This is a genomic window from Kangiella geojedonensis (assembly GCF_000981765.1).
Taxonomy (GTDB): Bacteria; Pseudomonadota; Gammaproteobacteria; order Enterobacterales; family Kangiellaceae; genus Kangiella; species Kangiella geojedonensis.
Genome location: NZ_CP010975.1, coordinates 11,864 through 34,973, shown reverse-complemented (window position 1 = coordinate 34,973; position 23,110 = coordinate 11,864). Strand labels below are relative to the sequence as shown.

The 23,110-nt window shown below is 42.0% G+C and carries 22 protein-coding genes; 11 read left to right on the top strand and 11 right to left on the bottom strand.

What is annotated here, in order from left to right; genetic code table 11:
- Window positions 1-421: 421 nt before the first annotated feature.
- The 6 genes from TQ33_RS00165 to TQ33_RS00140 form a co-directional block, all read right to left on the bottom strand.
- Entirely contained in the window at window positions 422-2,440 is a 2,019-nt protein-coding gene (locus TQ33_RS00165) for a tetratricopeptide repeat-containing diguanylate cyclase (protein WP_046560271.1), read from the bottom strand.
- 84 nt (window positions 2,441-2,524) lie between these two features.
- Window positions 2,525-3,673, bottom strand: a complete 1,149-nt coding sequence (locus TQ33_RS00160; protein WP_052735304.1) for a hemolysin family protein — start codon at window positions 3,671-3,673, stop codon at window positions 2,525-2,527.
- 99 nt (window positions 3,674-3,772) lie between these two features.
- On the bottom strand, window positions 3,773-4,318 hold the full coding sequence (locus TQ33_RS00155; RefSeq protein ID WP_046560270.1) for a cytochrome b: 546 nt from the start codon (window positions 4,316-4,318) through the stop codon (window positions 3,773-3,775).
- 74 nt (window positions 4,319-4,392) lie between these two features.
- Complete coding sequence (locus tag TQ33_RS00150; protein WP_228640186.1) at window positions 4,393-4,860, bottom strand: GNAT family N-acetyltransferase; 468 nt, start codon at window positions 4,858-4,860, stop codon at window positions 4,393-4,395.
- Window positions 4,861-4,912: 52 nt separating this feature from the next.
- Complete coding sequence (locus tag TQ33_RS00145) at window positions 4,913-5,335, bottom strand: DUF2784 domain-containing protein (protein ID WP_046560268.1); 423 nt, start codon at window positions 5,333-5,335, stop codon at window positions 4,913-4,915.
- Between the two features lie 172 nt (window positions 5,336-5,507).
- On the bottom strand, window positions 5,508-6,134 hold the full coding sequence (locus TQ33_RS00140; protein ID WP_046560267.1) for a glycine-rich domain-containing protein: 627 nt from the start codon (window positions 6,132-6,134) through the stop codon (window positions 5,508-5,510).
- Window positions 6,135-6,413: 279 nt separating this feature from the next.
- On the opposite strand from TQ33_RS00140, the gene TQ33_RS00135 reads away from it, so the two are divergent.
- The 3 genes from TQ33_RS00135 (at window position 6,414) to TQ33_RS00125 (ending at window position 9,815) form a co-directional block, all read left to right on the top strand.
- On the top strand, window positions 6,414-7,934 hold the full coding sequence (locus TQ33_RS00135; protein ID WP_046560266.1) for a YifB family Mg chelatase-like AAA ATPase: 1,521 nt from the start codon (window positions 6,414-6,416) through the stop codon (window positions 7,932-7,934).
- 93 nt (window positions 7,935-8,027) lie between these two features.
- Complete coding sequence (locus TQ33_RS00130; RefSeq protein WP_046560265.1) at window positions 8,028-8,861, top strand: hypothetical protein; 834 nt, start codon at window positions 8,028-8,030, stop codon at window positions 8,859-8,861.
- A gap of 57 nt (window positions 8,862-8,918) precedes the next feature.
- Complete coding sequence (locus TQ33_RS00125; RefSeq protein ID WP_046560264.1) at window positions 8,919-9,815, top strand: hypothetical protein; 897 nt, start codon at window positions 8,919-8,921, stop codon at window positions 9,813-9,815.
- A gap of 44 nt (window positions 9,816-9,859) precedes the next feature.
- On the opposite strand, the gene TQ33_RS00120 is transcribed toward TQ33_RS00125, so the two are convergent.
- Window positions 9,860-11,215 carry a S8 family serine peptidase gene (locus TQ33_RS00120; protein WP_052735131.1) on the bottom strand — a complete coding sequence of 452 codons (1,356 nt, stop codon included), beginning with the start codon at window positions 11,213-11,215 and terminating at the stop codon, window positions 9,860-9,862.
- A gap of 154 nt (window positions 11,216-11,369) precedes the next feature.
- Between TQ33_RS00120 and TQ33_RS00115 the strand changes: the two genes are divergently transcribed.
- From TQ33_RS00115 to TQ33_RS00090, 6 genes are all read left to right on the top strand, one after another.
- Window positions 11,370-11,858 (top strand): RNA polymerase sigma factor, encoded by a 489-nt coding sequence (locus TQ33_RS00115; RefSeq protein WP_046560263.1) that lies wholly within the window; start codon window positions 11,370-11,372, stop codon window positions 11,856-11,858.
- Complete coding sequence (locus TQ33_RS00110) at window positions 11,855-12,577, top strand: anti-sigma factor family protein (RefSeq protein ID WP_046560262.1); 723 nt, start codon at window positions 11,855-11,857, stop codon at window positions 12,575-12,577. The genes TQ33_RS00115 and TQ33_RS00110 overlap by 4 nt, the downstream gene beginning before the upstream one ends.
- Window positions 12,577-13,059: a CC0125/CC1285 family lipoprotein gene (locus tag TQ33_RS00105; RefSeq protein WP_046560261.1), complete on the top strand. Its 483-nt coding sequence runs from the start codon at window positions 12,577-12,579 to the stop codon at window positions 13,057-13,059. The genes TQ33_RS00110 and TQ33_RS00105 overlap by 1 nt, the downstream gene beginning before the upstream one ends.
- Before the next feature lie 96 nt (window positions 13,060-13,155).
- Window positions 13,156-14,619 carry an aminotransferase class V-fold PLP-dependent enzyme gene (locus TQ33_RS00100; protein ID WP_046560260.1) on the top strand — a complete coding sequence of 488 codons (1,464 nt, stop codon included), beginning with the start codon at window positions 13,156-13,158 and terminating at the stop codon, window positions 14,617-14,619.
- A gap of 72 nt (window positions 14,620-14,691) precedes the next feature.
- A complete protein-coding gene (locus TQ33_RS00095; protein ID WP_046560259.1) occupies window positions 14,692-15,012 on the top strand; it encodes an ArsR/SmtB family transcription factor in 321 nt (106 codons plus the stop codon).
- Window positions 15,009-15,392 (top strand): rhodanese-like domain-containing protein, encoded by a 384-nt coding sequence (locus TQ33_RS00090; RefSeq protein ID WP_046560258.1) that lies wholly within the window; start codon window positions 15,009-15,011, stop codon window positions 15,390-15,392. Before TQ33_RS00095 ends, TQ33_RS00090 begins: the two co-directional genes overlap by 4 nt.
- Before the next feature lie 10 nt (window positions 15,393-15,402).
- Here TQ33_RS00090 and TQ33_RS00085 read toward each other — a convergent pair whose 3' ends face one another.
- Both TQ33_RS00085 and TQ33_RS00080 read right to left on the bottom strand, forming a co-directional pair.
- Window positions 15,403-15,807, bottom strand: a complete 405-nt coding sequence (locus TQ33_RS00085; protein ID WP_046560257.1) for a DUF6691 family protein — start codon at window positions 15,805-15,807, stop codon at window positions 15,403-15,405.
- Complete coding sequence (locus tag TQ33_RS00080) at window positions 15,804-16,223, bottom strand: YeeE/YedE family protein (protein ID WP_046560256.1); 420 nt, start codon at window positions 16,221-16,223, stop codon at window positions 15,804-15,806. The genes TQ33_RS00085 and TQ33_RS00080 overlap by 4 nt, the downstream gene beginning before the upstream one ends.
- A 76-nt stretch (window positions 16,224-16,299) precedes the next feature.
- On the opposite strand from TQ33_RS00080, the gene TQ33_RS00075 reads away from it, so the two are divergent.
- Window positions 16,300-17,169, top strand: coding sequence for an MBL fold metallo-hydrolase (locus TQ33_RS00075; protein ID WP_052735130.1), 870 nt, complete (start codon window positions 16,300-16,302; stop codon window positions 17,167-17,169).
- Window positions 17,170-17,244: 75 nt separating this feature from the next.
- Entirely contained in the window at window positions 17,245-19,269 is a 2,025-nt protein-coding gene (rep, locus tag TQ33_RS00070) for a DNA helicase Rep (RefSeq protein WP_046560255.1), read from the top strand.
- Between the two features lie 295 nt (window positions 19,270-19,564).
- Here the strand turns inward: rep and fadA are convergent, their stop codons facing one another.
- Window positions 19,565-20,731, bottom strand: coding sequence for an acetyl-CoA C-acyltransferase FadA (gene fadA / locus TQ33_RS00065; protein ID WP_046560254.1), 1,167 nt, complete (start codon window positions 20,729-20,731; stop codon window positions 19,565-19,567).
- 22 nt (window positions 20,732-20,753) lie between these two features.
- A complete protein-coding gene (fadB, locus tag TQ33_RS00060) occupies window positions 20,754-22,919 on the bottom strand; it encodes a fatty acid oxidation complex subunit alpha FadB (protein ID WP_046560253.1) in 2,166 nt (721 codons plus the stop codon).
- Between the last annotated feature and the right edge of the window lie 191 nt (window positions 22,920-23,110).

Here is a 23,110-nt window from a genome sequence, read left to right as displayed (position 1 = left end):
GTGTCTCCTCAATTAATCACTCGACACAATTAGATTATCAATAATTTATATTTCAATGTGTTACTAAGAGTCATCCTTTTTGACGATAAAAGTCGTCTCTCATTTTTAGTTTTTCAACACATCGCATCCAGTTTAACTTACTGATTTATTTAAATATTTTATATATATCTTTTTTTATCACTTCTTCTGTCCTAGGTATCTATTACATTGTTTCCCTTATAAATCATTGATTAGTATAGGTTTTATTTTTATTAATGGTGTTTAAGATATTAACAGAATGGTATAAGCCTATGATTTTAAAGATATTTATTTTATCTATCTTTTGAACACATTCTTTAAACCCTATATTTATAAGGTTTAAATGATTTTTAATGAAGTGAATATATGAATATTATCATTCCCTTGATCTGACATTTTCTGCTTATTTTTTATCCAAACCTTTCCCTTTCGCTTTTTGAGTATTATTTCTTCCTGAACGTTTCGCTATGTACAAAGCTTTATCAGCCCGTTTCACCAAGGAGTCTAGTGATTCCTCGACGTCATACTCAGCCACTCCTAAGCTGATGGTAACTCTGACATGATACTCTCTAACTTTAATATCAAGACTTTCTGTTCCTTCTCTTAGGCGCTCAGCCACCTGATATGCATCCTCGAGCTTTGCATTTGGCAGTACCGCAACAAACTCCTCTCCCCCGTAACGCCCTAACCTATCTTCCCTTCTTAATGCTTCCTCACAAAACTTTGCTAATACTTTGAGAACCTCATCACCCACGCCATGTCCGTATTTATCATTAACTTCCTTAAAGTGATCAATATCGAAAACAATAATACTGGCACTTCTGTTCTCTTTTACTGTCTGCTCGATAACATCTTTGGCATGTTGTTCAATATGCCGCCGATTTGCAATCCCAGTAAGACTATCTGTTAGGGCTAATTTTGCTAAACGACGAGAGTGAGTCGCTTGTTTAATAATAAACACTACTAATATAGCCGTTAACAAGAGCCCCAAAATCATCGCTAATGTTTGCCAATTTTTTACTGCTTTTAGGTTTTCTAACTCTCTAGCTTTCAATTCTTTCTCAGCTATTAATCGCTGGTTTTCAATCTTTTGACGTTCATTATCAAACTGATACCGTAAAATAATGGTCTGCTGTTTATTTTGTTCTAAATTTAACTTTTCGGTTATTTCCTTATACTTTCTTAGTGCTTCAACGACGTCCTTATCCCGACCTAGAGCTCTATAGTTTTCAGCTCGAGCTTCGTATAACCATTTCAAATAGCGCTCATTACCGCTCTCAAGCATTAAGCGTTCTGCCGTTTCAAAATGTTGCTCAGCTTTCTCATACTCTCCTAAACCACTTCTTGCAATTCCCGCCTCTAGCTCTATATTTTCTAAGGTATCAGTCGTCCCATACCTTGCAAATTGATTTTCCGCTCTTTCTAATTCTAGTAAGGCACTGTCAAAACGATGCAATTCATTTAAAGTTCCTGCTTTGGCGGTATGAATATTCCCATTTTCAATAAAGATACTTTTCTCATCAGCGATCTCTAACGCTGAATTTTGTATCTCGAGTGCTTTCAGATAGTCTCCTTGGGCGTGGTAAATATAGCTAATTTGAGTTAATGCTTGAATAACGCCTAGGTCAAGGTCATGGTCTTCCGCAAATGTTTTTGCATCTTCAAAGTACTCTAAAGCTTTATCGTAAAAACCCACTCGGCGGTAGGCAACACCAATATCAAATAACACTGGCTTTCCAGCCTGATCTCCTTTAACGCTCTCATAAAGTTCTTTGGCTTCTAAACAATCTGACAAAGAGTTAGCGTACTGGCCAATTAAAGAAGCGATGGAACATCTAAGCGCTAATATTTCTGCCAGCAATAGTGGCTTATCAAGATTTCGAGCAATCGACACGCCTTCCGTAGCCGAGGATATACCTCCTTTCCAGTTTGATTGTGTAAGGTAATAATGGGTTAAGCAATAATTAAACCGAGCCTCTGCTATTCGGTCATCTGCTGATTGAGCTTCTTTGATTAACGCTTGTATCGACTGTTCTGAAGCATCGAAGTCAGGCCCGTAACCCGCAAGACAGACATAATATTGGTACTGTCTTTTTCTGACATCATCACCTTCAGGAATGGCTTTTCGTAAAGACTCGAGGAAGAACACCAGTTCATAAATCGTTGTAAGATCAGTTTCTTGGTTTTCAGCTTGCTGAAACAGCTCATCAAACTTCCGCTGCTGTTCTTTGTTATTTGGCTCAGCGGCAGATACTTGGCTAATGTCAATGAGTAGCAGGACTATGACTGACAATAATCCTAAGAAAATGCTTTTAAGATGAGCAGTACGCTTTTTCGCTGGTAAATTAGCAGGTAAATTAGAATCCGCTGTTTTTCTTATACCCGCGTTAACAACTGGTGGAATAAGACTGTGTATTGACATTTTTTTCCAGATGAACCCCCTCCACTTAACCTTATCACAAGCCTTGTCAAAGGCAAAGGTCACAATGTCAGCTTTTTTTACACATTATTCATCACTCTCTTTTTTCTCTTCTAACTCATCAACCAAGAGCCCCCTTTTCTGGGCACGCTGTAGCCATTGTTCTCTGGCCAGCTTTTGCATGTCTCGGACCTCATCGACTTCATCCATGATTTCCATCCCGAGCAAGGTTTCTACTAAATCCTCTAAAGTGACCAGACCTCGCGTATCACCATACTCATCCACCACTAAAGCAATGTGCTGTCGCTGGTTAAGTAAGGTTTCGAGTAGGTTCGGCAAAGTCATTTCATCCAATACACAAATCATTTCACGTTGTAATTGTTTTAGCTCCCAATTCTCTTGGCCTTGGGCTTGAGCCATCAGAACGTCATCTTTCAGCACGAAAGCAGTAATATCATCAATGTCCTGACTGTATACCGGAATTCTTGAAAACTTGGTGCTGACGACATGATCGAACACATCATTAATTTTGTCGTTCTCTTGTAGGTAATGAACAACTCGACGTGGCGTCATAATATCTTTTGCCTTTAATGAGCCTAATCGAAATAAGTTATCAATGATTCGTGATTCATGTTCATCAATGTCGCCCGTTTTCTTACCTAAACCTGCCATTGCTAAAAATTCTTCTCGGCTAAAAATGTGTTGCTGTTTGCCTTTAGAGATAAGCTTCGTCAATCCTTCTGATACCCAAATTAAAGGGTATAAAACCTTGGTTAGCCAGCGTACAAATACAGCGGTAACGGGCGCTAACTTTTCCCAATAGACGGCCCCAATGGTTTTGGGAATGATTTCTGAAAAGAATAAGATGGCTAATGTCATTAAAGCAGAAAACAAACCAATCCAGGTATTACCGAATACCACCGTTGCTTTCGCCCCAGCCGCGATCGCGCCTACGGTATGCGCGATGGTATTTAAGGTTAAAATCGCTGCTAATGAACGATCGACATTATCCAAACGTAACTTTTTTAACAACGCAGCACGCTTTGGTTGCTCTTGTTGCAAGTGCTCGATGTAGGACGGCGTAATACTTAATAAAACTGCCTCAGCGATAGAGCATACAAATGAGAACAATAACGCCACAAGAATATAAACAATCAACAATGCCCAGTCTGTACTGGTTACCGCTATGCTAACGGTTTCTGCGGCAGCGTTAACCGGTATTGATAAGGTCAGCATACATAAAGCGCCAAGTGCACCAACAATAGCTTTCAAGTAATACTCCAAGTGAATGATAAGCTTGCCATCATGATAAGGGGATCCATCTTTTCTTTCTAGTTACCCCTTATGACTTTTTCCCCACATTCTGGGCAATACGTCTTGTTGGTTTTTACTCTTTCGATGCCATACCGCCATAGCAATATGCCCAACAATAAGCGCTAACAAGATCCAGCCTAAGGTGCTGTGAAAATTACTTCCAAGATCCGTCATCCACTTTATTTTTTCACCTTCGAAACCAGAAAATACAGGTATCCCGAATGGCTCAAACGAGCGTCCAGAACCATACTGTCGTAGTAAAGCTACGATAGGGATAGCTAATAAAAGTAGGTATAGACTGATATGACCCAACTTAGAAATCAGTGTAACGGCTTTTGGTCTATTAACGACATTCACTAACGCCCAGATGACACGAATGACTGCGAGAATTAATATTAAGAAACCTACAGGCTTGTGAGTTGGCCAGAAAAATGCCTCAACCGCGGTTTCATCAAAAAGGAAGTGTGCTCCTGCGCTCATAAATTGCCACAAAATCAACAGAGCCATTGCCCAGTGCAGTAAACGACTGACCTGTCCATAACGTTGGCTATTATCTTTTATTGTCATCTTTACCTCTGCATTATATAAGTTATCGCTTTGATAACGTTATATTAATCGCTAAAAAAAGACAATTAAAACAACTATATATGCGACTGTAGCGAGAGTCTAAAGCCGAAGACTGGGAACCCCTTTTGTAGAAAATCTAAATCCATTGATCGCTTGAAACCTAGCTTTTCATACATACCCCAAGCCAGCTTCATGGCTTCTGTGGTATGGATAATTAATTCTTTATTACCGTCTGTTTTCGCTTTTCCTATACAGTAATTTGTCAGTGCTTTGCCTACACCCAATCCACGAGCTTCTTCACTTACAGCTAACAAACGAAATCCTGAGGCATTTTTTTGTTGGGTAGCCGTTCCACCAGAGCCATACTGAGCCATGTCCGAAAAATACACCACACCACCCAATATTTTCTCTCCACTAACTGCCACCAAGACCTCAGTATTCGAGCTATCAGCAAGATCAGCAACATTCGCTAGCATCTTATAGTATTCAGGCTGCTCATCCGGTGTAGGAAATCCAGGCAGGCTAGAATAAACCTCGACCATCAACTTCCCTAAAACCTGTTTCTCCTTTTTTAAAACCGACCTTATAGTCATTTTATGACTCACTATTTTGCTCTTTATTTTGTATCCCAGGCGGATATAGGATCCAGATACCGACCACCAAAATTGCAAACACCGTATACAGGGTTGTAAATACCCAGCTTGGAAAATCCCAATATAACAATTGTTGTAACCAATACGCTATAAATCCACCAGCATAAGTATCGTCCTCGGCCATGTCTCTAAACCATAGCTCTAAGGTTGTTAACGGACAAGTAAATCCCAGCCAAGCTTCTGCTACCACCAATAATATAATCACTAAGTGAGCTAAGCGAAACCATAACGAGTTCACCCAACTCCAGTGGAGCAAATTTCCAATAATGATCAACACTAAACCAATAACGACAAATAACACCACGATAACATGCAGTAATAAAGTCACATCAGCAAGTATTTGAAATAGGAACGTCTTATCCATTCTCCTAGTCTAGCACTAGAAGCACAGATATCAGCAGGGAGTTATATTGACCACTAACTAATAATTGGCGTCAGATAATTGAGGGCAGAGTCTAGTCCTAATACATTCGGATAATAAAGCAGGGTTAAAACCATAGAATTAAAACTTAACAGATTCTAACCCTGAGCGCTTTTTAGTAGGGTACTTTTTTAGTCAAAGAGTGAAGAAGTTCTGACCTTCTTGCTCTGTGACCATATTTAGACTTTATCTTTAGCATTTCTGTATTTTCATTGAAAGGAGAGTCATTCAATAAAACATCTGCTTTTATCCTATCCACGTCGTGCAAGCAGACCGCTCTGGTCTCAACAGGGTGAAAGTGCGAGTCTAGATTCTCCTCGCCAAACAACTTCTCCAACACCGTTTCTCTAGTGTATTTATACGCACTCAATACCTCGTCATACTTTGACTTATCTTCGGGGTTTAAAGGATCATGATGCATGTAAACTCCCAAATCTTCGCAAAGCATATTATAGCTCACCGTATCCAGTATGTGCGCGTGCCAGAAGTTATCCAACTCTGATGAAATTGCATGGACATGTATTGGATCCAACACAGCTGTAGCATAATACTGCTTAAGAGCGAAGCAGCCCTTTTGGTAATATTCATCATTACGCTTATTACCGCATTCCTTGTCTATTTTTTTCGCTAAGAAAGTAATTATCTCCTCATCTTCCTCTTGTATTCGTTGCAAAGCCAGTTTTTGCACTTTACTTAATTCTACTTTGCACATTTCTAACAAATTCCATCCATTGTTTTTCATAGTATCTCCTTTTCCACTTTGCTATATGTGTATGAGCTCCATCTTCACGGTATAACACTTCTTAATTAAGCCCGTACCTAGATTACCTAGACCTTTAAATTTTGTGTTATATACTCACTGCTCAATTTTTACTTTAATACTTATCAGTGTTAGTACAAGTTTTATTCACCGCTCGTACAATTTTTTCAGCCATTTCTTACAAGCTTTTAAGATAATATATATGTTTGTCCTTATATTTAATCTTTATATTCCACTTATTATTAGTATCAAGGACAAGGAATGTCACTCGCTGTAGTTTTTTCCCGCGCGGGAATGGGGATCGAGGCGCCGTTAGTTACGGTTGAAGTACACCTGTCTCATGGTTTACCGAGTTTGAACATTGTTGGCTTACCGGAAGCAGCTGTTAAAGAAAGTAAGGATCGGGTTCGTAGTGCTATTATCAATTCTAACTTCGAGTTTCCCGCTCGGCGTATCACCATTAACCTTGCGCCTGCTGACTTGCCCAAAGACGGCGGTCGCTTTGACCTACCGATTGCTTTGGGGATTTTGGCGGCATCAGAACAAATACCCGCAGAACAATTATCCAAGTTTGAATTTATCGGTGAGCTGGCTTTAACAGGGGAGTTACGCCCTGTTAAAGGCGCCCTGCCCGTCGCATTAGCTTGCACTGAAGCAACACGAACACTCGTTGTTCCGAAAGATAATGCTGACGAAGCCGGTTTAGTTCCTTCTAATCGCTCACAATTTGCGGAGCATTTATTACAGGTATGCCACAGCCTGAGCTACAACCAGCCATTATCAGATTGCCGCTCAAATGCCTCATTGAATGGTCATCACTTTTCTGTGGATATGTCTGACGTTATTGCGCAGGAGTCTGCTAAACGCGCCATGACGATTGCGGCCAGTGGCAAGCATCATTTAATGTTTATCGGTCCGCCTGGCACAGGCAAAAGCATGCTGGCCTCTAGAATGCCGACCATTCTGTCTTCAATGTCAGAAACCGAGGCAAAAGAATCAGCATCGATCTATTCGGTCAGCCACCTAGGCTTTGACGCTCAACAGTTTTTCACTCGCAAGTATAGGGATCCTCACCATTCTTGTTCAGCTCCCGCACTTATCGGGGGTGGCAGTCATCCGAAGCCTGGAGAAATTAGTCTTGCTCATAAAGGCGTGCTGTTTCTTGATGAGCTTACTGAGTTTTCTCGACAAGTTTTGGATAATTTACGCGAACCGCTCGAGACAGGCCGTGTCACTATTTCTCGGGCTGACCATCAAGCGGAATACCCTGCTGACTTTTTATTGTTAGCCGCGACCAACCCCTGCCCTTGTGGTCACTTTGGTAATACTAAACAGCACTGTCGATGCACACCGGATAATATTCGTCGCTACTTGAGTAAGATTTCAGGGCCTTTGTTAGATCGTATCGATATGCAGGTCGAAGTCCCGCTACTTTCCCAAGATGAACTGTTAAACGGTAGAAAACAAACACAACGTAGCAGCAATGATATCCGACAGGAAGTCAAAGCCAGTCAAAAGTATCAGCTCGATCGCCAAGGCAAACTTAACGGTCAATTAGAAGCTTCTGAAGTTGATGAATATTGTGCGCTTGGTAAAGGCTCCAAAGAATTACTGACCCAAGCGTTAACTCGACTTAACTTATCAGCACGATCGTACCACCGTATTTTAAAGGTATCTCGGTCTATAGCTGATCTCGAGCAATCTCCCTTAATAGAACCCAAGCACATCAGTGAAACGCTGAGCTATCGAAAAATGGAGCGCTATCTGGCTCAACTTCCTTAGAACCAGTTCACATTTTTCACTACCTCTTTGAATAAATACCTCTCCTCAGCCGTCACCTTTGCGAATGTCGAATAAATAACAGAGAGGTCTATTATGACAATTTTTAAGTATTCTACTATTTTCGCTGCATTAGCACTTACAAGCCAAGTCACTCTATCTGCAGAGGCAGGTGCTGACGCAGAGGCCAACACCTCATCCTCAGTGGATGTTTCAACGGCTACCCAAACAACTCAATCAACTACGGCACAGGCAAATCAGACAGCTCAGTCTGGCGTTACAGCTTCATCTGAAGCAGCATCACAGGCACAAGCAACGGTTATCTCAACGGGCGATACAGCGCAAAATGAAACCCAAGAGCAAGCAACAGATATCAATAGCTCTGTTCAAGCTGAAGGCCAATCAGGAGTAAACACCGTCGCCAATGCAACCAATAATACTTCAGGTAAAGCAAATACAGCAGCTTCTCTTGGTTTGGATACCGCTATAGAAGCAAGCAATAATAGTGGAGCGATGGAATCAGCAGGCGATGATAGTAACGCTGCTGAAGATAATAATGAAGCTAGCACAGAAGGGCGTGCCGAAGGCAATGCAGAAAGTAGCCTAGAGCAAAATACTACGAGTACTCTTTCTGTCGCTACTGAAGCTACTCAAAGCGCCAGCACAAATGCTAATCAAGCTGCCACCGCAGGGGTTAATGCTGCCTCTAGCGCTTTGGAAACGGCAAATGACACCTTGTCAAATGTTAATCAAAACACTGATGTTTCGGCTGACGCGTCAATCAATGCCGAAGTTTCAACCAGCGTCAATAAATCAGTAGAAGCTAATGTTGAATCTGCAATCGGTGCTGAAATTAGCACTTCAGTGAAAGATGCAGTTGATGAAAACATCATCGATAGTATTAAAGATCGCTTACCTATCGATCAATAATGTTTAATTCTGAGGCCAGCTCATCTGGCCTCTTTCTTTGTCCCAAAGGAGCTATTCATGAAAAAGCTTTTGTTACCTTTACCGATATTGGCTGTTAGTCATGCAGCTCTGGCAGATATTCAGTCAGAGTATGAGCTTACTGCCGAAGCCGGGATCGTTTACAACTCAGAGTTGGTCGTAGAAGAAATTGATCAGCTTAACAACAATGGTGATACAGCTCGATATTTATCTTTAGATGTAAGCGGCGACTGGATTGTTGCGGACAACTTAAACGTCCAGGCAGGTTATAATTTGTCTGATACAGATTACCAAGACAGTGACGACTTTGATTTAAGAGTCCATCGTCTATTTGGTGATATTGCTTACGACTTTACTGTTCTTACAGTCGGTGCTAGTCATCATGACATTAATGCTGAACTAGCCGGTGACAACTTTTTAGATATGAGTCGCGACAGTTTTTATCTCTCCAAATTATTTAACAACAGTATTTTCGTTCGAGCTGAAGCTATAACCATTGATAAAACATTTGATTCTATTCCAGAGCGTGATGCTACCAACGATGCTCTAGGGCTTGATGCTTATTTTTTCTTCAACCAAGGAAAAAGTTTCTTTTCCATAGGTTACTCTGCGGACGAGGAAGCTGCTAGTTCGGCAGAATACAGTTATGACGGTGACAACTATCGTGCAACTTTATCCAGTAAATTTGGCGCTAATGATAATCACCGATTACAACTACATTGGCGTTATTTTGATCGACAGTATCAAGCGCAACTCCCAGACATTGGCCAAGTTAGAGAGGATAGTCGTAACACTTTTCGCTTAGCTTGGGATTACTATTTTACGCCAAAGTTTGCATTGGCCACTCAGTTAGAAAGTACTGAATCAAGCTCTAACTTTGAATCAGCTGATTATAGTGCTAATGAAATTAGTCTACTTTTCAAGGTAGAGCTATAAACAGAGTCAATTATGGAGACTTCCCCTTTAGCAAGGATGCTTTTTTATTCTAATTTACCATAACCATAGACAGGATCCCTTCCAGGCTCTCCTAAATCAATAGCTTCTAATTCTAAGTTGCTGATTATAGTTTTCTTCGCTTTGTCTTTAACAATTTGGCAGGCCACTTTAGCCGTTACTACTGGCGTTGCAATTGACGTTCCACTTTCCAAACCGTACTCATAACTACTGCCGTTACTTACTCTTGCAGTTTTAACTAGAACGCCCAACGCTGAAAAATCTATATACTCTCCCTGGTTTGCCCAGCGGTAGATATCATTGTTACTATCAACCGCCGTTGCCGCTATCACCTCTTTATACGCCGCTGGAAAACGTGGTGATGCAGCAGGACCTTCATTGCCTGCCGCAGCGACTATTGTAATATCTTGTTTTAAAGCCTGATTAATCGCAGCCTCTAAAATAGGATTTTCAGGTCCCGTTAAGCTCATATTGATGACTTCCACATTTTCGCCTGCTAACCAGTCTAACGCCTTTATCAAATTAATTAATGGCGCCCCCTGCGAGTAATTATTACGAGGGTAAAATACCGACGCGGCATACAGGGTTGCCTGAGACAATAAGGGAGTCAGCTGATCCTTTCCTGCTAGTAAACTGGCCACTGCAGTACCATGAGCTGTAGGCGTTTTAACTGCTTCTTGCATGAACTGTTTTTGCTTGATGTCTACTGCTTTAAACGTTGGGTGATTAGTATTTATAGCCGTATCAATCATGCCAACCTTTATGGGCTTATTGCAAACACTATCAAGAATTTTATTTCCCTGTGCTTTATCATCCCCATTACTATGGCTTTGACTGGCTTCATACACATGATTTCTTCCCAGTTGCTTCTTCAATCGCTCAGGTAGTTGCTCAATAATATCTTTTTCGTTCTGGTTACTGGGAATCTTGAACCTAACGACTAATAACTCTAGATTATCTAATTTTTGGTGCTCCTTTATCTCCGCCCCTAGCGTTTCTAACAATCTCACCTCGTCACTGTTAACTGTAATCAACCACTCCCTGTCTATAGCACGCCAACCATCTTCAACTTCAACCTCCACATAGACAGTTTGCCCTATGGTGTTTTTTATTTCGGTAACAGCAACGTCTTGCTTCAAGGGATTAATGGTCGTTTCCGCCACAGCATCAATTCTGTTTAAGCTTTGATTAATCTCCCCCACCACTTCTCTCGGCAACTCTTTATAAAACTCCTTATCGTGCTTTATTTTATCTTTTATTATCGATTCATTAAGAATTTTATTGTTAATACTTTCTAGCGCTTTATTCCCTATATCCGCTGCAGCATTGCCCTCCGTACACAATACGGTCAATAGTGCGCTGAATATGATATATCGATTCATACATGTTCCTAAATTACATTAATCATCACTTTATATAATAATGACGTTCCTTGTCTGTAAAAAATTCTCAATTTCTTTGAATAAAATCTGGAGTTGAAACGTCTTCTTGTTATAGGGTGTAACGGTTAATACCAATATGAGTACAAGTTTCTCGATGAACAAAGAGCTTCAAGAGTTGATCCCAGCGATCAGACGCTTTGCGTTTTCGCTAACAGGATCCGATCATGATGCTGATGATCTAATGCAGAATACCTTAGAGCGTATTTTAGATAAAGGCGTTCCTGATGATGTCCACCTTACTAAGTGGGCTTTCCGAGTTTGTCGTAATTTGTGGATAGATGAATACCGCTCTCGTAAAGTTCGTCAAGACGCCACTCAAAAACCCGAACTTCAAGAATCAGCAGTTGATGGTGATAAAATCATTACCAACCAGATTACCATTGCCCAAGTTCAACGTGCAATGAATCAAATGCCTGAAGAACTTCGATCTATTTTGTCTTTGGTTGTGGTTGAAGGTTTAAGCTATAAAGAAGTCGCTAGCACTCTAGACATCCCGATTGGAACCGTAATGAGCCGTATTTCTCGTGCTCGTGTTGCTATGGTTAATTGGTTTAAGGATCAAGATATGAGGATATTCGCATGACGATTACTGATCAACAGCTGTGTGCATTCATTGATAACGAGCTTCCAGCACAAGAAATGGATGCCATTCGAGACCTTATCGCGAACGACGAAACTATTTCCGATAGAGTTGCTGAATTAACTATGGTCGATCACCTAGTCAGTTCAACTGTGCATGCGATTGATGGTAAACCGTTACCACAATCAACCGAACAATTAATGGCTAAAAGTCAGTCTTCTTCACCGTCAAACGTTATAGAGATGTCTTTTTGGCGCAAAGCCAGTCATTCTGTTCGAGAGCACATTGCGATTGCTGCCGTATTTATTCTGACGTTTGGCGTCACTATCGGTGTTTTTTTAGGGTCAAGTCCCGGCTCATATAATCCTGATTGGGATACAATTTCTCAACATTTAACCCAAAAGCCTAGCGATCAAGTTTTTACTTTAGATTCTCAGTGGGATCTCAACATTCAAGCCAGTTTCATTAATACAAAAGATGATTACTGTCGTCTTTTCACTTTACGCTCAGCGGCTGAAGCCCATATTAACATCGCATGCAACACCGGAAACTCTTGGCAACTCCACTCAAGGCTTCCTACTGACGCTAGCAGCCCAGATACTTATCGCACCGCTTCAGTTCACCCCGAACTGGATGCCTTGCTCGATTCCACGCTCAAAGGCTCATTCCTTAATCGCTCTCAAGAGAATGAAGCCATTGATAATCATTGGCAGTCTCAATAATGTGCGCGCCTCTCAATTTTCGAACGGCTCTTCTCGGTGTTTTATTATTGATCGCTGGCTGTTCGTCACAATACCGTTATCACCCTACTCACTCAGTAGGCCAGGGTCCATACGCAACTGAAGTTACGGACAATCTGTACCGTGTCCATTACAAAATTCTCCATAACAGCCCTGATGAAGCAGAAGCTCTTGCTCTCGATCATTCCCGCTTACTGACTCAACGCATGCAATTTGACTGGTTTGTCATTGTTCAACGCTATCTGGTGATTGAAGAACTCGTTAATTCTAAAACTAACAGGATCCAACGAACCGAATGCAGCCAAGATAAATGCCAACAATCTAACTACTCTAACCCACAGTTTAAAAACCAGTTCAAACCATCAGAGCCAGCGCTAACAACAGAAGTTATTTTACACATCCGTATGGGTAAAGGTTTAAGACCTGATGGCATCAAGAGTTATAATGCCACCTCTTCATTCTAGCTAACCAACTACTCCAACCAACGACTATTAGGCTTGCCTATAGGACAACCATTGATGTATATTAGAAGTTATTAATATTGTCACTTTGTTAACCCTATGAGCTTAACAGACCATTTTTCTCGTTTCAGAGAACACATTATTGGACAATCTCACGATTACTCTGAGTCGAGCCATAATAGCAACATTTTGTATGCTGACTGGACTGCAAGTGGTCGTTTATACCGTCCTATTGAAGATTTTATCAGTCATGAATTAGGGCCTTATGTAGCTAATACGCATACCGAAACGACACTGACTGGCACTACAATGACCGAGGCTTACCATGATGCTCAAAGAATCATTAAGCAACACGTTAACGCTTATGATAGTGATGTCTTAATCGCCGCGGGTTCAGGAATGACTCTGGTCATTAACAAATTCCAACGTATGTTGGGCTTGCGAGTGCCAGAAAAGTGGCGCGAACGGCTACAGATTGCAGAGCATGAAAAGCCGCTAGTCTTAGTCACCCATATGGAGCACCACTCCAACCAAACCACATGGCATGAGTGTGAAGTGACCTTAGAGATCGTTCGATCGACTGACGAAGGACGCCCCGATTTACAGCATATGCGAGACTTACTAGAGCACTATAAAGATCGCCCGGTCAAAATTGGATCATTCACTGCCTGTAGCAATGTCACGGGTATTACCACCCCTTATCACGAGATGGCTGAGATCATGCATCAGTATGATGGTCTTTGCTTTATCGACTTTGCAGCTTCAGCGCCTTATGTTGATATCGACATGCACCCTGCAAACCCTGAGCAGCGCTTAGACGCAATATTCTTATCCCCACATAAATTCTTAGGTGGCCCTGGTAGTAGTGGCATTTTGATTTTCGATGACAAGCTTTACGACTGCAAAGTCCCTGATCAACCGGGGGGCGGCACCGTGTCTTGGACCAATCCCTGGGGCGAGCATCGATTCTTTGACAATATTGAGGCCCGTGAAGATGGTGGTACACCTGCTTTTTTGCAAACCATTAAGGCTGCTCTTTCGATCAAACTTAAAGACGCAATGCAGGTCGATAAAATACAAGCACGTGAAGAAGAGCTGGTTAAGATCTTACTACAGGGTTTACGACAACACCCTGACATCCGAATTCTTGAGGATCAACAAGACGACCGCTTATGTATCGTTTCTTTTTATGTTCTTGGTATTCATCATAATTTACTGGTGCGTTTACTTAATGATCGGTTTGGGGTACAAAGCCGAGGGGGTTGCTCTTGCGCAGGCACCTATGGTCATCTGTTACTCGGCGTCGATCAGCTACAAAGCCATGAAATCACCAATCGAATTGATCAAGGAGATCTAACCGATAAACCTGGCTGGGTTAGGGTTTCGCTCCACCCAACGAACACCGACCAAGAGGCCCATTTTTTGGTCGACTCAATTCTGAAAGTTATTGAAAACGCAGAAGCTTGGTCCAAGGATTATGATTTTGATCAAAGCTCTGGTGAGTTTCGACCCAAAAATACAGGCAAGACTCTTAAGTCCTTAGCTGACTTTAATCCCTTGTGAGGGTCAAGCTTAAAATTGCGAAAACACGCGCACTAAGGCAAAATAAGACTAATATTATAGGCTGGAATCTCAATGAACGTTTCAAACATTACCGATGCAATGCAAAAAAATTCGGCTGAAGCTGCTCGTTTCTTGAAGAATATATCAAATGAACAACGGTTATTGATTTTATGTATTTTGCATGAAGAAGAACTTTCTGTTGGCCAGCTTAATAACCTGCTCCCAGATTTAAGCCAGTCAGCATTGTCGCAACACCTCGCACTATTACGCAAAGAAGGGTTTGTTACCACTCGCCGCGACTCGCAAACGATCTATTACAGCTTATCATCAAATGAAGCTGCTCAAATTATTCACTTATTGCATAAACTATTTTGTAAGGACGAATGCTCATGAAACCTTGCGTTATCGACTACCTACAGTCTGTAAAGTCACAAATTTCTGAAATTACCATCGATCAACTGAAACAAACTGACCTCACAAACGCTGTGTTACTAGATGTCCGTGAACCTCAAGAGCATCAACAAGGCATTATTCCAAACGCAACACCCTTACCTCGGGGAGTCCTTGAATTTAAGATTTTTGACTTGCCACAATTTAAAGATCTATCGCAAGAAGAAGCACAGCAGGTACCTGTGTATCTCTATTGTGCTTCTGGTGGTCGTTCTGCTTGTGCTGCGTTAGCCTTGCAACACATTGGATTTAGCAAGGTAGCCTCTGTTGCTGGTGGCTTCAAACAGTGGCAAAGCTCGAATGGAGAAGTATCTAGCTGCTAAGTTAGCGACTCTAGTCTTGCTCTTTACCAAAAATGGCGCCAGCCAGAACCATGCCCACTATCAGTGGAATTAAGAACCACAATAGTTCAGTGATAATCAGTGGGGCCACACTTAACGCTGGCCCAGGGCAATAACCACTCAAGCCCCAGCCTACGCCAAAGAGCGCACTCCCGACTAATAACTTGCTGTCTATCACGCCTTGTTTAATGTGAGCTTTTTCGTCTTTAGTCAGTAACAGAGCAAAGCCTGGTATGGATATTAATAAAGCTCCGCCCATCACCCACGCCAGCGTTGGATCCCAGTCACCAAAAATATCCAGAAAACCCTGAACTTTATCCGGATCAATCATTTGTGACATGGCGAGACCAAAACCAAACAAGGTACCGCAAATCAAAGCTGTTATTAGTTTCTTCATGACACAGCTCCCATCACAGCAACGGTAATCACAGCACACAACATAAAGACAACAGTCGCAACAATTGATCGTTTTGATAAGCGCCCGATGCCGCAAACTCCGTGTCCACTGGTGCAGCCTTTGCCGATATAGGTTCCAAAACCAACCAGTAATCCTGACGCCACAAGAAGCTCCTTCGGATAACCCTCTCTTAGCGATGATTCGACACTAAACACAGCACTGTATATCCAAGTGCCCAACATTAAGGCTACTATGAACACTAATGGCCACCAGCGCTCAGCGCCCTTACCACTGCCACGCAACACCTGCTTTACCATGCCGCTGATACCAGCGATTTTACGCATGCTCATAAACAGTAAAACTGCGGACAGACCAATCAGTATACCGCCAGTCAATGCTTGCCACTGAAATTCCACACAATCACCAAGGTTTGATTATTAGTTTTTTCTAATATATTATTCTTATATCACTTTTTCAATCGTTACTTCATTTATGTCAGTAAAAAATGCCGATACGATCAATATTACACCTTTTTATCATCAAGATACTGGCACCTGGAGCTATATAGTCACCGATACTGTGACTCAGGTTTGTGCGATTATCGACCCGGTTCTTGATTTTGACTTACCTTCTGGCCAAGCTCATTACGAGTCTGCCAAAGCTCTGATTGAACACGTTAAACAACACCAGTTAAAGCTAGAATGGATTCTAGAAACCCATGCTCATGCTGACCATTTGACGGCTGCACAATATATCAAACAAACCCTCGGAGGGAAGATTGTGATTGGCGCTGGCATTAAAGATGTCCAGCAGCATTTTGCCACAAGTCTCAATTTAGATTTACCTGTCGATGGCAGCCAATTTGATATTTTGATGCATCAGGGCGACACCCTTGCTTTAGGTGAAAGTCACTTTGTCGCTCACCCCACTCCAGGTCATACTGACGATAGTATGAGTTATGAAATTGCAGGTAACATTTTTATTGGCGATACTTTTTTCCACCCTGATCTTGGAACAGCGCGTTGCGACTTCCCCGGGGGAAGTGCGGAAAAACTTTTTGACAGTTTAACCTTTTTAACTTCTTTTCCCGAAAACTATAATTTATGGCTGTGCCACGACTACCCCAAGGATCGGGAAGCAGTTGCCCGAACCACCGTAGCTGAACAAAAAAATAATGTTCATTTCAAACAATCGGGAGGCAATCCTATAGCCTATGCCGAACTCAGAAATAAACGCGACAGCACCCTAAATGTGCCGCGCCTCATCTACCCTTCATTACAGGTCAATATTCGAGCAGGCAACTTCCCTGAAAGCGAATCGAATGGTCGTAAGTATTTGAAACTTCCTTTTTCTGTTGAATAAACTTAATTTTCATTGCGCTATTTAGCGGTGAGTTGCTAAACTTGCCGCCAACTTTAATAAGAAACTTGCGCACCCTTGTCTTTACCTCAACTCAATCAACGTCAACAACAAGCACTCTTAAATACCTCTGGTCCGCTATTGGTGTTAGCTGGTGCGGGCAGTGGTAAAACAAGCGTTATTACTCGCAAAATCGTTTACTTGATTAAAGAGCGCCAGATTCCAGCGCGCAATATTGTAGCGGTAACCTTTACCAATAAAGCAGCGCGTGAAATGAAACAACGTGTTAGCAAGATCGCTGGTCAAAACGCCACCAAGGGACTTACCGTCTCAACATTTCACAACTTTGGTCTTAACTTCATTCGCCGAGAGTATAAAACTCTTGGTATGAAGTCGAATTTTACTATTTTCGATGATCAAGACAGTTTAGCCCTTCTCAAAGATTTAGGCTTCAAAGAAGCTGAAAGTGATAAAGCATTACTCTCGCAATTGCAGAATCAAATTTCTAACTGGAAAAATGACTTAGTCCTGCCAGAACAAGCTATAGCCCAAGCCAATACTCAAGAGCTTTTAGTGTTTGCTAAAGTGTATGAAAAGTACGCTCGTAGCATGAAGGCCTATAATGCGGTTGATTTTGATGACTTGATTTTAATTCCTACCTTGCTTCTTCGTGACAATCCACAAGTCAGAGAAAAGTGGCAGAATAAAATTAAATACCTTTTAGTTGATGAGTATCAAGATACCAATACTAGTCAGTATGAATTAATTAAATACTTGGTCGGACAGTTCGGTAACTTCACCGTGGTTGGTGATGATGATCAGTCGATTTATTCATGGCGTGGCGCACGACCTGAAAACCTTGATCAACTTGCTAAGGATTTCCCGAAGTTACAAGTAACCAAACTTGAGCAAAACTATCGCTCCTATGGGCGAATCCTTAAAGCTGCTAACGTTCTCATTGATAACAACCCTCACGTTTTTGAAAAGAAACTTTGGTCGGACAAACCTTACGGCGACCCTCTACGCGTAGTAACTTGTGCTAATGAAGATGACGAAGCACAAAAAGTAGTCACTGAGATCATTTCTCGAAAAGTAAAAACTAAAAACGGAAAATATTCAGACTTTGCAATTCTGTATCGCGGCAACCATCAGGCGAAGCTTTTTGAAAAAACATTAATAGCTAACAAAGTTCCTTATAAAATTTCAGGCAGCACCTCTTTCTTTGGTCGCTCTGAGATTAAAGATATCATGGCTTACCTACGATTACTGGCGAATGAAGACGATGACAATGCATTTTTACGAATTGCGAACACCCCTCGTCGTTCGATAGGGCCTACGACTCTTGAGCAGTTAGGAACCTATGCGCAAAAACGTCATATTAGTTTGTATGCCGCTTCTTTCGAGATGGGCTTAGAGCAGTACCTAGCTGGCAAAGGTTTAGATTCTGTTCGTCGTTTTGTCGATACTATTTCACGCGCCGCTGATAACGCCAAGCGTGGAGACAGCTTGGGTGTTATTCATGAGCTTATAGCGAAAATTGGTTATCACTCTTGGTTGCACGAAACCTCAAGCACGCCAAAAGCTGCAGAATTTCGATGGAACAATATTCAAGAGCTTCTGGGTTGGGTTGAAAAGTATGTTGATGAAAATGAACATGATGAAAACCCTTTCGCCGCAGCCGTCACCAACCTCATGTTGCGGGATATGCTGGATCGGAATGAAGAAGAGGAAGAAAACGCCAATCAAGTTCAATTAATGACGCTTCATGCGGCAAAAGGTCTTGAGTTCAACCATGTTTATTTGGTTGGCATGGAAGAAGAGTTTTTACCTCATAAATCCAGTATCGAAAATGATGATATTGAAGAAGAACGTCGTCTCGCTTATGTTGGAATCACTCGTGCGCAAAAAACATTAGTCTTTACGCTGTGTAAAAAACGTAATAAGTTTGGTGAAGTCATTAACTGCGAGCCGAGTCGTTTCTTAGAAGAAATTCCGGAAGAGGATCTTGATTGGGATGCCAAGCGTCAGCCACTAACAGAGTCTGAACAAAAAGAATTAGCCGATGATAATTTTTCGATGCTCAAATCCTTATTCAATGACTAGACGTCATTCTTACGTGCTGTCGTCTACATAGCCCTTTTATTTTCTTTTTCAATTTATTACAAACTGCCTCTTGCTTATCTCCTTGTTTATCGGCAATATTAAATCATTGGTAAAGGTCACAGGAGGTGTACCATGTCTCTTTTCAGCTGGTTATTCGTTAGTGTTATCTGCGTGTTTATTGTCATTGTTGGCTATGCTGGCGTTACAGGAAAATCTATCTTCTCTTACAAACACAAAGCCAAAACAAAACGCCCGCATCATTAAAAAGGCTTCCGAAGAAGCCTTTGTTGAGTTTTTAATTCAGCCTTTGGAAAACTGTTGCGATACCTTGACCTAAGCCAATACACATCGTCGCAATACCAAACTCCTTATCTTTATCTTCCATCAAACGTAACAATGTTGTTGAAATTCTTGAACCTGAACACCCTAGCGGGTGACCTAAAGCAATCGCGCCACCATTTAAGTTCACCTTATCTTCAAAGTTGTCACGCAAACCTAAACCATCCAGCACAGCAATGGACTGGGCCGCAAAAGCTTCATTGAGCTCAAACAAATCAATATCACCGATCTTCATATTCGCTCGTGCCAATGCTTTTTTCACAGCTGGTACTGGACCGAAGCCCATGATTGAAGGATCGCAACCCGCAACGCCCATAGACACCACTTTAGCAATTGGCGTTAAACCAAGGCTTTCGGCTTTTTCTTTAGACATTACTAGCATAGCCGAACCACCATCCGAAATTGCTGAAGATGTTGCAGCAGTTACTGAACCATTTTTTGGATCGAACACAGGGCGTAATTTTGCTAAGTCTTCTACTGTTGATTCCGGACGGATGACTTCATCAAAATCAAAACGCTTTAACTGACCTTTCTCATCATGACCTTCCATCGCTAAAATTTCTTTAGCAAAACGGCCTTCAACTGTCGCCTTGTGTGCTAGCTGATGTGAACGATATCCAAACTGGTCTTGCTCTTCACGCGAAACTTTATACATGTTAGCCAACATTTCAGCGGTAAGACCCATCATACCCGCAGCTTTTGCCGTATATTTTGCAAGCTCAGGATCAAAGTCGATGCCGTGATTCATCGGAACGTGTCCCATATGCTCGACACCGCCAATGATAAAGACATCGCCATCACCAACCATGATGGAACGTGCAGCTGTATGTAATGCTTGCATGGAAGAACCACACAAGCGATTTACAGTCTGTCCAGCAACATGGTGCGGTAGATCCGTTTTCAACATCGCATTACGGGCAATATTAAACCCTTGCTCTAAGGTTTGCTGAACACACCCCCAGATCACATCTTCAACATCTGCAGGATCCAGCTTTTCATTACGGTCCAATAATCCCTGCATCAATCGCGCAGATAACTCTTCAGCACGCGTATTTCGGAACATTCCGCCTTTCGAGCGCCCCATTGGGGTACGAATGGCATCTACTACTACTACTTCTTTCATCGTTAACTCCCAGTGGCTTCTCTTAAGATAAATCCGATGGATAAAATTTCTTATCGTCTTGCGCCATTTTCAGCATTCCAGTAGTCGGCTCATATGCCTTACCTAAGTGCTGATATTTTTTCGCTAGTTCGACAATGGTTGCAATGCCTTGAGAATCTACATATTTAAAGACACCGCCTCTGAACGGAGGGAAGCCTAAGCCATATATTAATGCCATGTCGCCTTCGGCAGGGCTATCGATTATACCCTCCTCTAAACAACGAATGGTTTCAATAATCATCGGTAACATGGTTCTTGCAATAATTTCTTCATCGTCGAAGTCTTTCGTGTCAGCTGCTACTTCTTTTAGCAGCTCATACGCTTTTGGATCGGCTTCTTTCGTAGGACGACCTTTTTTGTCTTTACCATAGACATAAAAGCCACTTCCTGATTTCTGACCATATCGATCGTTTTCGAACATCACATCAATCGCATCTTTCTCTTCTTTACTCATGCGATCCGGAAACCCTTCTGCCATTACCTCTGCAGCGTGACGGCCAGTATCCATACCCACAACATCTAATAAGTAAGCTGGCCCCATAGGCCAACCAAACTTTTTACTCATAACTTTATCAACGTGCTGGAAATCTGCACCATCACGAACCAACTTAGTAAAGCCACCGAAATATGGGAATAACACGCGGTTCACAAAAAACCCTGGGCAGTCATTTACCACAACTGGCGATTTGCCCATCTTGCTCGCGTAAGCAACGACGCTGGCAACGGTTTCATCCGACGTTTTTTCACCGCGTATAATTTCAACCAACGGCATTTTGTGCACAGGATTAAAAAAGTGCATACCGCAGAATTTTTCGGGGCGCTTTAATGACTTAGCTAAGCGATCAATTGAAATGGTTGAGGTGTTTGAACAGATGATTGCATCATCCGGCATCAAGCCTTCCACTTCCGTTAACACCGCTTCTTTTACTTTTGGGTTTTCAACTACGGCTTCAACCACAATGTCAGTATGTTTAATTTCTTCATAACTTAACGTAGGTTTAATGCTGGCAATACCTTTTGCCATTTTATCGGTAGTAATCTTGCCGTACTTAACACCTTTGCCAAACAATTTAATGGCTTCATCCATTCCTTGCTCAAGCGCTTCTGGCTTGATGTCTTTCATCACTGCAGGAACGCCCCGTGAAGCCGATTGATAGGCAATACCGCCGCCCATAATACCTGCACCCAAGACGGTTGCACTTTTGACGTCGATATCCGCTGTTTTACTCGCAATCTTGGCTTTTTTCTTTAAAACTTGATCGTTCAAGAACAATTGAATTAAGGCAGAAGCTTGTTCTGTTTGCGCCATATCAGCAAAGGCTTCATGTTCAGCCTTAATGGCATCTTCCAGCTTCATTCCTGCACTATCTTCAATTAATTGTACGCCACGTACTGGTGCTGGATAATGCGGACCCGCTTGACCAGCGATATAAGCTTTCGAGGTCATGAACGACATCATGGCTTCGGTTTTATTCAATTGTAGTGGTGCTTTTTTCTCAGCGCGGCGCGCTTGCCAATCGAGCTTTCCTTCAACCGCGTCTAATAGCATCTGTTCTGTACTGGCGATCAAGTGCTCTGAATCCACTACCGCATCAATGGTTCCTACCGCTAGCGCCTTTTCTGGTTTATAAGCTTTACCGGTTGATAACCACTCAAAAGCATTGTCAGGACCAATCAATCGCGCCAAACGAACACTACCACCAAAACCTGGTACTAGGCCCAACTTCGACTCTGGTAGTCCAACTTGTGCTTTAGGGCTCGCCACACGGAAGTCACAGGTTAAACACATTTCTAAACCGCCGCCGAGTGCCATTCCATCAATCGCAACAGCGGTCGGATAAGGTAAATCTTCAAAGCCAGTAAATGCTTTATTAGCCTCAACCAACCAACCCAGTAAGTCTTCACGGCTTGAAGAAAACAATTCATTAAACTCAGTGATATCGGCTCCGACAATAAATACGGGCTTGCCACTGGTTGCCATAACAGCCTTTACTTCTTTGTGTTCAGCTAATAACTCATTAACTTGAAGCCACTCGTTAAGAGTAGCTCGGTCGAACTTATTCACCGACTCATTTTGATTATCAAAGCACACTTCGGCGATACCTTTATCGCGTAATCTGCATTGAATCGACTGACCTTCGAAAATCATTCTGTTTCTCCGTTTTGGTTATCAGATGATGGAATTGAACTTCTGACCGTTCTGATTAAAGTAGATTAGGGCAATCCAGTGTACTTCAACCCGCCCAGAGGTCACAACACATCTCTACGGCTCTATCTGGTCTGACCAATCATAGCGAACTTTTTGACGTAACAAAAGCTCTTGCTATCGCTTTGGTCACA

Bases quoted from the DNA above. Each gene is read 5' to 3' on its own strand.
- TQ33_RS00165 (WP_046560271.1), bottom strand. From the start codon at position 2,440: ATGTCAATACACAGTCTTATTCCACCAGTTGTTAACGCGGGTATAAGA.
- TQ33_RS00160 (WP_052735304.1), bottom strand. From the start codon at position 3,673: ATGCTGACCTTATCAATACCGGTTAACGCTGCCGCAGAAACCGTTAGC.
- TQ33_RS00155 (WP_046560270.1), bottom strand. From the start codon at position 4,318: ATGACAATAAAAGATAATAGCCAACGTTATGGACAGGTCAGTCGTTTA.
- TQ33_RS00150 (WP_228640186.1), bottom strand. From the start codon at position 4,860: ATGGTCGAGGTTTATTCTAGCCTGCCTGGATTTCCTACACCGGATGAG.
- TQ33_RS00145 (WP_046560268.1), bottom strand. From the start codon at position 5,335: ATGGATAAGACGTTCCTATTTCAAATACTTGCTGATGTGACTTTATTA.
- TQ33_RS00140 (WP_046560267.1), bottom strand. From the start codon at position 6,134: ATGAAAAACAATGGATGGAATTTGTTAGAAATGTGCAAAGTAGAATTA.
- TQ33_RS00135 (WP_046560266.1), top strand. From the start codon at position 6,414: ATGTCACTCGCTGTAGTTTTTTCCCGCGCGGGAATGGGGATCGAGGCG.
- TQ33_RS00130 (WP_046560265.1), top strand. From the start codon at position 8,028: ATGACAATTTTTAAGTATTCTACTATTTTCGCTGCATTAGCACTTACA.
- TQ33_RS00125 (WP_046560264.1), top strand. From the start codon at position 8,919: ATGAAAAAGCTTTTGTTACCTTTACCGATATTGGCTGTTAGTCATGCA.
- TQ33_RS00120 (WP_052735131.1), bottom strand. From the start codon at position 11,215: ATGAATCGATATATCATATTCAGCGCACTATTGACCGTATTGTGTACG.
- TQ33_RS00115 (WP_046560263.1), top strand. From the start codon at position 11,370: ATGAACAAAGAGCTTCAAGAGTTGATCCCAGCGATCAGACGCTTTGCG.
- TQ33_RS00110 (WP_046560262.1), top strand. From the start codon at position 11,855: ATGACGATTACTGATCAACAGCTGTGTGCATTCATTGATAACGAGCTT.
- TQ33_RS00105 (WP_046560261.1), top strand. From the start codon at position 12,577: ATGTGCGCGCCTCTCAATTTTCGAACGGCTCTTCTCGGTGTTTTATTA.
- TQ33_RS00100 (WP_046560260.1), top strand. From the start codon at position 13,156: ATGAGCTTAACAGACCATTTTTCTCGTTTCAGAGAACACATTATTGGA.
- TQ33_RS00095 (WP_046560259.1), top strand. From the start codon at position 14,692: ATGAACGTTTCAAACATTACCGATGCAATGCAAAAAAATTCGGCTGAA.
- TQ33_RS00090 (WP_046560258.1), top strand. From the start codon at position 15,009: ATGAAACCTTGCGTTATCGACTACCTACAGTCTGTAAAGTCACAAATT.
- TQ33_RS00085 (WP_046560257.1), bottom strand. From the start codon at position 15,807: ATGAAGAAACTAATAACAGCTTTGATTTGCGGTACCTTGTTTGGTTTT.
- TQ33_RS00075 (WP_052735130.1), top strand. From the start codon at position 16,300: ATGTCAGTAAAAAATGCCGATACGATCAATATTACACCTTTTTATCAT.
- fadA (WP_046560254.1), bottom strand. From the start codon at position 20,731: ATGAAAGAAGTAGTAGTAGTAGATGCCATTCGTACCCCAATGGGGCGC.
- fadB (WP_046560253.1), bottom strand. From the start codon at position 22,919: ATGATTTTCGAAGGTCAGTCGATTCAATGCAGATTACGCGATAAAGGT.